We start from the raw sequence: 9,084 nt of genomic DNA on the forward strand, positions 1-9,084 counted from the left end.
GCAATTTTTGATGACATTGGCGCGATTATTATTATCGCCGTTTTCTATTCATCAGACCTGTCTCAGTTATCGTTGATCGTTGCCAGTGCCGGTCTTGTCATTCTTTTTGTGATAAATCGACTCGGTATTAAAAAGGTGGGGCCTTACCTGCTAGTTGGTGTAGTCGTGTGGGCTGCCGTTCTTAAATCAGGCGTGCATGCCACGCTTGCCGGCTTCGCGATTGCTTGGTTTATTCCTATTCACGTTAAAAATGACAATGGAAACAGCTTATTGCGCGAGCTAGAGCATGATCTTCACCCCTGGGTCGCCTTCTTCATTCTTCCAGTCTTCGCCTTCGCGAATGCGGGTGTCAGTTTAAGTGGCGTTGGTATGGAAGCATTAACCCACCCGATTACTCTGGGCATTGTGCTTGGCCTGTTTGTCGGCAAGCAAGTCGGTATTTTTGGAGCATGTTGGCTTGCTATCAAACTCGGACTGGCCAAGCTGCCGTCAGGTGCCAACTTCGTGCAACTATACGGCGTGAGCATTCTATGTGGTATCGGCTTTACCATGAGTTTATTTATCGGTTCGCTCGCATTCGAAAACATGGCGAAAGAATACATTGACGCAGTGAAACTTGGCGTACTTGTGGGTTCTCTGTTATCGGTGATCGCAGCTTCGATTATCTTGGTGAAGTTCGGAAAAAACACACATGAGCCGGATAAATCAGCCATAAAAGCAAGCACATGAGACCAAGCCCTTATTGGGGGCTAACCGCTCGCCTTATAGTTGAAAATAATTTCAGACAAACTTTTTAGTCTTATACTACTTACGTTTTGGTGGGTATACTGCCCACCGAAATTATAAGGGTAGTATCTCATGAGCTTTAAAAAAACGTCTTATGCGACGCTTGTCGCATCCATTTCACTTGCGTCAGGGACTGCAGATGCAACAAACGGCTATTTTCGCTTGGGCTACAGCGCAAATAGTATTGCCATGGGAGGCGCTTCAACAGCAACAGCACAAGATGCAATGGCAGGGGCAAGCAACCCTGCATTGGCATTGAACATCGACACGAACTTTACTGCAGCGGTGAGTCTATTTGCTCCGGATCGTGGTTTTACAGTCGAAGGTGGCGGTCCAGCGGCACCCCCTGAGTTTGGTCTTCAACAACAAGACACCTCGTCTGACAGCCATTACTTTGTGATCCCCTCTTTTGGTTATAACCGCATCATCGATGAAGACTTTGCGATCAACGTCAATGTGTACGCCAATGGTGGAATGAACACCGACTATAGCGAATCAGTATTTTATGCAGGCGAGACGGGTGTCGATCTTTCACAGATGTTTATCAGCACCTCGTTTGCCTACAAGGTAGCCGAGACCACACACATTGGTATCGCACCGATCATTGCAGGCCAACGTTTCAAAGCGCGCGGTTTGAACAGCTTTGCAGGCTTCTCTCAAGACCCAACAAAGCTAAGCGATAACCAATACGATTATTCCTTTGGCTATGGCGCTCGCTTTGGGGTCTGGCATGGTCTAAACGAGAACTGGAGTTTTGGCGCGAGCTATCAAACAGAAACCAAGTTCCAAGAGTTCGAAAAATACGAAGGGCTTTTCGCTGAAAACGGCGCGTTTAATATTCCTGAAACCTACAACCTGGGTTTGGAGTTCAAACGCAGCAACTACACAGTCGCATTTGATTATCAGCGAATCAATTATTCGGATATTCAATCTGTCGGAAATCCAATGCTGCCCGCACTGGCTCCAGGAAGCCTCGGTACCGATGGCGGCCCCGGTTTTGGCTGGCAAGACATGAACGTTTATGAGCTAGGGTTTGCGATTGATGGTGCAAGCGACAACACCTATCGATTTGGTGTCAGCTATGGTGAACAACCAATACCAAGCTCTGAAGTGCTTTTTAATATTCTCGCGCCAGGCGTTCAGGAGTGGCACTTTACTGCGGGCTATGAGTTTGGGGTGAATGATGTGGATTACGCATTCGCATTGATGTACTCACCAAGCAAGTCGGTGAAAGGTCGTAATCCCTTGCTAGGTAGTCAAGAACAAACCATCGAACTTGAGATGTCTCAAATCGAACTGACCTTTGGGGCTAACTTCTAGCTGACCGCAAAGTCGAAAAGCTGCGTCATAAACACAAAGCGCTGCCTTCGCCTTAAACGCCGACGGTGGCTCTTTGTTCTTCTTGGTCAAACACAACCAATCGTTACGTCCTTCTCTACTTTGCCCTTGAAATAACGCTCAACTAACAGACACAAAAAAACCGCATGGTTCTAATATGCGGTTTTTTTGTGTCTGAGGAGAGAGATTATGAGTTGCGCTTTCTTGCTAATCTCAAACCTGCGAGACCAAGACCTAACAACGCAAGTGTCGCTGGCTCTGGCACATCAGTAGGCGGCTCATCATCCGGTACGACGGAGGAACGATAGTACAGAGATACGTGAGAAAGGCCTTGCGGATTTTCACTGGAATTCGTCGCTGTACCATTTGTTTGCCAGTTGATCGCATCGATATTTCCTAACGGCGCGTCCCAACGATATAAGCTGAAACTCTTCGCCGCCTTGAAACTCAACACGACCTCGTAATCAGAGGTTAAATTCAGCGTGCCGAATAGCAAATTAAGACTGCCAGACGTGTTATCAATGTCATAAATACTGAAGTAATCGTTCGCGCCATTCACATCTTGCTTCGCCGCAAACGTCCAGTCCGCTTCGCCAAAAACACCAACACCGCTGTTATCTAAGCCCTCGTTTAACAAATGGCTAACGATGTCCGTCGCGTCACCATTGGTAACGTCATTTTCTCCGTTACCAAGTTCATACGAGCCGCTACATTCAGCATACATTGGAGACGTTACCGCCACCGTGCAGTTCGGGTCTTGAGTAAAGCTATACGCTGAAACCTGCCCAGCGATCAACACGCTAGCGCCGAACGCCAGCACACTTTTGGTTAATACATTCATACTGCCACCATCCCTTTAATGAATATCTTCTCTTCTTTCGTTTTTCTTCTTTCTTAAACTACGAATGCGTTCGCATCGACTTTTGAACATAACAGCGTCTAAAGCTTAAATTCGTTGCAAAAGTTGAAAGAAACGCTTTGTTACTATAACTTACAATTCGTTACACTTATTTAAGCATAGAAGCCGGCAAGACAACAATACCAAGTTCAAATAATGAACAATCGTTTTGTTAAGTTTAGGAATATGCTGATCAATGTCACTCTCGTGAAAAATGAAAAGTAACGAAAGTCAGCCCTTTGATGTCTTACCCGCTTCATAGACTCTGCTCGCGTCAATGAACACAACGCATCCCAATGGGGAAGGACTTTGAGCCAATTTAACGCAGTATCCGCGACGATTATCGAAGATACGCCAGCAAAATCGGCAATTCTACAAACGATGCTTAGCACACTTGGCATTGAGCAGATTCGCTCGTTTGAGATGGGCGAAGATGGCCTAAAGCACCTGTCGAGTGCAAATGATCAATCTGTCTTGTTCTTGGATCTCATGCTGCCGGATATAAGCGGGCAAGAGATTCTTCAGCACCTTGCAAGAAATCGCTTCAAAGGGTTTGTGATTATTAACAGTTTGTGCGAGACACGAATCGTTCAGACTGCCGTCAATATCGCTGCCAACTCAGGAATTCGCCTAATTGGTGCACTCAAGCCTGATTACACATTAGAGCACCTCGAGGAATTGCTGAGACGATGTGTACAAGGGCCCTATTCGCGTCGCGCAGTGCATGCAGACCATGTTTTACTCGATGAAAGCGCCATTCACCGAGCTTTTGATGAAGACCGAATTACGCCGTTTTACCAGCCAATTATAAATATGGCGACACGAGAAATCACGATGCTGGAGTGTCTGGCTCGCGTCATTTCCGAGGATGGAACCAAGGTACTTAGCCCCGTGTCATTCATCGGCCCACTCATGGGAATGGCGTTCCTAGACAATCTGTCACTTCGACTGTTTGGCAAAGCCCTTAACATGCTAAACGAGCCTTTCTTCGCGTCGAGCACAGTTAAACTGGCAATGAACATAGAGCCAACGCAGCTTTTATCACGCGCTTTTCCAACCACACTGCACGCGCTTACCGAGCATGCGAAGATCAAGCCTGAGAGGGTTATCTTTGAACTAACAGAACAGTCGCCTATTAATCAGGATGCCCAACTCGAAGCAATCAACATACTTCGACTAAGGGGCTACGATATTGCGATCGATGATTTCGGGTCCGGTTATACGAATATCGAGAACCTACATTCGATCCCTTTCAACAAACTTAAGATTGATCGACAACTTCTACATAACATTACTGAAGACAGTTTCTGTCAGGTAGCCGTAGAATCGATTCTTTCAATGGCCGAAGTCGTCGGCGCTGAAGTGGTTTTCGAGGGTATTGAGCACAGCAATCAACTGCATTACTCCGAACAGCACCGAAACGTGTGCCTCCAAGGCCATTATTTGTGCGAAGCGGTCAGCGCTGAACAGCTTGTTGATTGGATTGAAAATAGCCTATACTCTTTAGCCTAAAGAGCCCCTGCCAAATGCAGTAAATCAAGCATCTTGGCGGGCCTTGCAAAAAAATAAAAACAGAGGCCAACCATGGAGCAATCCGCCCCAGTTATTCAAAACACGATTGTCGCTTTGTTTCTGATCGCTGCGACCATTTTTGAGATCCTCTCAGGCAGAGCGACGCGGGACAAAAAATCCACCATGGACTGGAAAATGTCCGGCCTGTGTATCGGCGCAATGGTTTTAGTTCAGCGCCCTGCCGTCTATTTACTCAGCTTTGCTGCGATGACACTTCTTTTTCCTCAAGCGATGGGCGTGCTCCATTTTCTAGAGGAGCAATCTCTGTTCTTCGCGGTCATCGCTTTTCTACTACTTGAAGATTTATTTCATGGATTTGGCCATTGGATCTGTCACACAGGCGCGTTCAAAAATCCCTTTTTAAGGCGGATTCAAGCCTTTTATAAAGTCGCCCACAGACCTCATCATTTTAGTGGAAGTAACGAGCAAGCAGGGCAAGTGACTGCGACCCAGACATTCGTAGAAGGCTGGGCGTATTGGTTCGTCATGCCAAATTATTGGTTCCAATATATTTGGCTCTATCTAGGACTCTATGAGAGCTTCATCATCGGCATTACCATTAAGGGCCTGTGGTCTGTGCACAACCACGTTAATTGGCATTACGACCTGTATTTCTTAAATCATCCACAAGCTTGGGTGCGCAAAACCATGCGTGCTTTGTGCCATATTCTAATCTTCCCAACTCAGCATCATCACCACCATGCTCGTGGTCGAAACTCAGCGAAGAATCTACACAACCTGTTTGCCTTCTATGATTGGCTGTTATGGCGCACGCTTGTGATTGAAACCGAAGTACCCAAGAAGTACGGATGGCGTCAATCAGAGATAGAAGAGACAAGCGCGCTGAAGCGCTTCTTCAGTTTCGACTATCAACGCTACTTAGCCGCTCCCAGCAAGCCAAAACAAAGCAAATCTCAAAGCTGACATGTTTTCTAACTAAACTTTTTGGCTGCGACCCAAAAAGTTACCTAGACTACATTCACAGCGATTTTATGGAACGCGCACATGGAAGATCCATATATTGAGTTTGTCGCCGGATGGGGTCAGCGAATTCTTGGCTGGTTTCTACCGAACCTAAATACCATTGAGTGGACTGGCCACATTGCCATTCTTCTTTGGTCTGCAATGATGGTCATTTTTTCTGGTCGACTGTTCACCATGGTCGAAAATACCAGCAGCACCATGTTAAAGATGAAAGCGTTTCGTTCTCTCAACTTTCTAGTGATCATTCTGATGTTGCTGGATCTATTTCTTCTTCGCTTTCATCAGAATTACGAACAACTACTATCGAAAATCGGCTTATCGCTGTTCACAACATATTCAGCCATCTACTTATACTCTTTAGCGAGCTTTCATACGTTTAAGCGGTTCGGCGCAGAAAAAACTATCGACAATCGCTCCGTTTACGTTGAAACCTATTCCACGCGGATTATTAATCTTTTGCTTGTTGTATGCGCCACGTTTGGTACGTTCTACATCATCATTAAAGTTTGGGGAGCAGACAGCCTTTTAGAAACCACAGGGTTGATGGGCATACTTGTAGGCTTTTTAGCATTTACTGCGCCCGTTTGGGCTCCCGATATTATTTCTGGTCTGATTATCCTCAACAGCCAAATGCTCGAAGATGGCGATGTTGTCGTTATCGATGGATTCCCGAACGAATACATCATCAGCAAAGTATCCTTTGTTTATGTCACACTCTACGACGTGCGGAACAATCATCGGGCACTCGTGAAGAACAGCCGTTTTCTATCAGGGAAAATCGACAACCTCTCAAAAATCGCTAGCACAGAGGGCATGCGAGCCAAGCTAAGCTACAACATCGGCTATCCAAAGCTAGAAGGTCGAAGCGGAAGCGAGCGGGTCGAGGCATTTGAAAGCTTCATGAAAAAGATCGATAACATGTTCAGCAGAGCGTTTGAAGAATGCGCAAGCAACGAAAAGACAATTCAAATCAACACCAACAAGCCGTTTGAATGGGCGCTGACACAAACTGGCGACTATGCGCTCGAATTCACCATGTGGTTCTACTTCAATCGCATTCCAAACACCAAGGTCACCGCCACCGCACGGAAACATTTGATGGGTACAGCCTATAAAGTAAACCAAGCGGTGTATAAGGCTTCTATTTTTGAAGATATCGACTTGGCTACGCCAGATCTTGCCAATATTACGTTTAACGACAGCCTTAGCGTCGAGAATATGAGAAATACGCCCAGTGCGGGTGAAGAGCAAACTCAGCCAACGGATCTAAAAAACGCACCAGACAATATGGCTTAGAACGCCGAAGAGCGCTTGATTTAACTCAGTAACAAGATAGCACCGCAAACAAAAAACGGGAGCTTAGGCTCCCGTTTCCACAAACTTATTGTGCTAAACCTTAAAGTTACGGGATAAGGTGTTCAAATCATCGCACACATGGTTAAGGCTCTCAGCAGTCTCATCCGTCTTTTGAGCAATCGTATTGCTCGTCTCATTCAACTCTCGAATACTGTTGATATTCTGAGCAACCTCATTCACTACCGATACCTGCTCCTCGGTTGCCGATGCAATGGTTGCGCTTAAGTCTTGAATATTCGCAATAGCAGCAACAATCTCATCCAGTCGCTCTCCCGCGACTGCCGTCTGCTCTGCCACACGCTCTGCGGAACCGCTCTGCTCCGCCATTACGCTCACGCAATTTTTCGACGAGCTCTGAAGCCGTGAAATAATATCTTTAATCTCCTGGGTTGATTCAGAGGTTCTGACTGACAGGCTCCGCACTTCATCCGCTACAACCGCAAACCCACGACCAGCTTCCCCAGCGCGCGCCGCTTCAATCGCTGCATTTAAGGCAAGAAGATTTGTCTGCTCTGCAATCCCTTCGATCACCGTAACAACCTCACCAATATTGTTTGCATCGAGGCTGAGTGCATCCACACTTTCGGATGTTCGTTGCACTTCCGATACAAGGTTTCTCACACTCGATACTGAGCTCTGCACCAATGAATTGCCTTCTGCGACAGAATTGCTCGCCTGTGACGTCGCAACCGCTGCGCCAGCTGCACTCTCGGCAACCTCTCTAAAAGAGGCCGTCATCTCCTCCATCGCCACCGTAATCAACGAGGTTTGCTGAAACTGCGATTCGCTTTGCGTATTTAGACTTTGCGCCAGACCGAGCAACTCCTGACTAACGTTACTTACCTCTCCCGCCTTGGTTTGCATTTCTCCGACAAGTCCAGCGACGCCTGTTCGCATTCCGTTAGCGGATGCTGCGAGAACCTGAAGCTCCTCGCTTCGAGCGTTAATATTGACCTCTTGACTGTAATCACCTTTCGCAAAACGGCCAAACACGGGGACAAAATCACGCAGACGATTAACAACCATACGCTGCATCAAATCCACCACGATCGCGACAACAATGACAATGGCAACCGTCATCAGCAATATGCTTTGGACCGTCGAAAATGCTAATTCTATCTGCCCGTCTACCTGAGATCTGTGCTCAGCGACGGTCACCTTGAATGCCTCAACCTCTCCACGCAGCGCGTACGCTCGCATTTCGTTTTGGAGCGCCTCATCAATTAACTGGGGAATACCCGAAAGCTTATCTGCCACTGCCTGAACATCGTTTTGTGGATCAGCCGCAAGCTGATCTACCAAATCACCGATTCCGACAACCTCCCGCTGAGCTCGCTCGAGATGAAAATCTTCACCTTCATCCAGAAAGTTCGTCACCGTTTGCATCAGCTCCGTTTCGACAAGGCGCTCGAGCGTCATAAAATTCCGCATGTTATCGTAAGGCTTGCGAAGCTCTGCCAACCCCCACCATACGGCGAACAACAAACTAACAACAACCGATGCGAGTAACGCGGTATTCACCCATGTGAGGGCAGAAAGCTTTAACTTCATTGTGAATGCTCTTCCAAAAAATGTGTCTCAATTCTAAGAATAGGTCTTCATTCAAGAACAACAAGAAACCCCTGTAAAAACTTACGCTTACGCGGCTAAGCTGATACGATGCGCGGAAATTTACAGGAGTTACGATGCACCCCATAACCACCTCAGAAGATGAGTTATTCGAGCTCATCAAACAACGAATCCACACAAATTCTTTGTGCCAACGCGTTCTTCACGGCAGGGGCAAGCGTTACGAAGCTTTAGAACGGATTAATATTGAATGGTACCCGCCTTATTTGTTTGTCCAGAATTTTGGTGACGCACTACCAGAGCAACTGCGCATCGCTCTCGAGCATGTGTTCGATGCGCTTGATACTGTTGAGGCTATTCTCATTCAATCGCGCGAGTGGCCCGATTTTGTCACCAGCGTTTTTGCCTCGCGCAACCCGCTCGAGTTGCCTTTAATTTTCCCTGGAATGATAGATGATGGACTCCATTGCGAAATTAAGCTCGGTAAGAACCGTAACACCGGTGTTTTTCTAGACATGCGTGCCGGCTGGTTTTGGGTAAAAGCCCATTCGCACAACAAGCGAGTGCTCAATCTGTTCTCT

Annotated in this window: 8 protein-coding genes; 6 read left to right on the top strand and 2 right to left on the bottom strand. The window is 46.9% G+C overall.

The features are described from left to right. Positions 1-729: Na+/H+ antiporter NhaA (gene nhaA / locus A3751_RS04480; RefSeq protein WP_068452673.1), on the top strand; the 729-nt coding region annotated here is incomplete at its 5' end. Between the two features lie 129 nt (positions 730-858). Beyond that, positions 859-2,106: an OmpP1/FadL family transporter gene (locus tag A3751_RS04485; protein WP_068452676.1), complete on the top strand. Its 1,248-nt coding sequence runs from the start codon at positions 859-861 to the stop codon at positions 2,104-2,106. Positions 2,107-2,311: 205 nt separating this feature from the next. On the opposite strand, the gene A3751_RS04490 is transcribed toward A3751_RS04485, so the two are convergent. Then, on the bottom strand, positions 2,312-2,965 hold the full coding sequence (locus A3751_RS04490) for a PEP-CTERM sorting domain-containing protein (RefSeq protein ID WP_068452679.1): 654 nt from the start codon (positions 2,963-2,965) through the stop codon (positions 2,312-2,314). Between the two features lie 366 nt (positions 2,966-3,331). On the opposite strand from A3751_RS04490, the gene A3751_RS04495 reads away from it, so the two are divergent. From A3751_RS04495 to A3751_RS04505, 3 genes are all read left to right on the top strand, one after another. After that, positions 3,332-4,534: an EAL domain-containing protein gene (locus A3751_RS04495; protein ID WP_068452682.1), complete on the top strand. Its 1,203-nt coding sequence runs from the start codon at positions 3,332-3,334 to the stop codon at positions 4,532-4,534. A gap of 72 nt (positions 4,535-4,606) precedes the next feature. Further along, positions 4,607-5,518, top strand: coding sequence for a sterol desaturase family protein (locus tag A3751_RS04500; protein WP_068452683.1), 912 nt, complete (start codon positions 4,607-4,609; stop codon positions 5,516-5,518). A gap of 81 nt (positions 5,519-5,599) precedes the next feature. Then, positions 5,600-6,874: a mechanosensitive ion channel domain-containing protein gene (locus tag A3751_RS04505; protein ID WP_068452684.1), complete on the top strand. Its 1,275-nt coding sequence runs from the start codon at positions 5,600-5,602 to the stop codon at positions 6,872-6,874. Between the two features lie 93 nt (positions 6,875-6,967). On the opposite strand, the gene A3751_RS04510 is transcribed toward A3751_RS04505, so the two are convergent. After that, a complete protein-coding gene (locus tag A3751_RS04510; protein WP_068452686.1) occupies positions 6,968-8,485 on the bottom strand; it encodes a methyl-accepting chemotaxis protein in 1,518 nt (505 codons plus the stop codon). A 134-nt stretch (positions 8,486-8,619) separates the two neighbouring features. Here A3751_RS04510 and A3751_RS04515 point away from each other — a divergent pair. Continuing rightward, a partial coding sequence (locus A3751_RS04515) for a class I SAM-dependent methyltransferase (RefSeq protein ID WP_197466173.1) occupies positions 8,620-9,084 on the top strand: 465 nt, incomplete at its 3' end.

This window comes from Oleiphilus sp. HI0080 (assembly GCF_001635135.1).

Excerpts from the sequence above, each read along its gene's own strand:
- A3751_RS04485 (WP_068452676.1), top strand. The coding sequence starts at position 859 with ATGAGCTTTAAAAAAACGTCTTATGCGACGCTTGTCGCATCCATTTCA.
- A3751_RS04500 (WP_068452683.1), top strand. The coding sequence starts at position 4,607 with ATGGAGCAATCCGCCCCAGTTATTCAAAACACGATTGTCGCTTTGTTT.
- A3751_RS04490 (WP_068452679.1), bottom strand. The coding sequence starts at position 2,965 with ATGAATGTATTAACCAAAAGTGTGCTGGCGTTCGGCGCTAGCGTGTTG.
- A3751_RS04505 (WP_068452684.1), top strand. The coding sequence starts at position 5,600 with ATGGAAGATCCATATATTGAGTTTGTCGCCGGATGGGGTCAGCGAATT.
- A3751_RS04510 (WP_068452686.1), bottom strand. The coding sequence starts at position 8,485 with ATGAAGTTAAAGCTTTCTGCCCTCACATGGGTGAATACCGCGTTACTC.